At 45.6% G+C, this 520-nt stretch carries 2 tRNA genes; both read right to left on the reverse strand.

Going from position 1 to position 520, the window contains the following annotated elements:
• Positions 1-209: 209 nt before the first annotated feature.
• Positions 210-286: transfer RNA gene (locus tag KJ365_RS00025), tRNA-Ile, on the reverse strand.
• 14 nt (positions 287-300) lie between these two features.
• Positions 301-376, reverse strand: a tRNA-Ala gene (locus KJ365_RS00030).
• Between the last annotated feature and the right edge of the window lie 144 nt (positions 377-520).

A 520-nucleotide genomic window follows, 5' to 3' on the forward strand; every position in this document is an offset into this window, starting at 1 on the left:
CCTTAGATACTATTTAATCAGTTACTCTTTCGTTAAATATTGATTACTAATTATCAGCTTTCCAAATTGTTAAAGAGCCATGTCGCGATAAACGCCACATGTTAAGGCTTAAAAAAACCCTAATGAATAATCTCTACTACAGACCTCATTCATTAAGGTTTTACCGACCACACCACCGTTTGACTACCGCGCGTTTGACTATCACGTATTGGTAGGCTTGGGCAGACTTGAACTGCCGACCTCACCCTTATCAGGGGTGCGCTCTAACCAGCTGAGCTACAAGCCTGCTTTCTAAGCAAGTGGTGGAGCTAAGCAGGATCGAACTGCTGACCTCCTGCGTGCAAGGCAGGCGCTCTCCCAGCTGAGCTATAGCCCCATCTTACCTCGCGGTGTAGGGTGGTTCTCTTTACTATCTATAACAAAACAATCTGTGTGAGCACGTCGTCAAAAACATCTACTAACTTTGTGGTAAGGAGGTGATCCAACCCCAGGTTCCCCTAGGGTTACCTTGTTACGACTT

Source organism: Glaciecola sp. XM2, assembly GCF_018595715.1.
GTDB lineage: Bacteria > Pseudomonadota > Gammaproteobacteria > Enterobacterales > Alteromonadaceae > Glaciecola.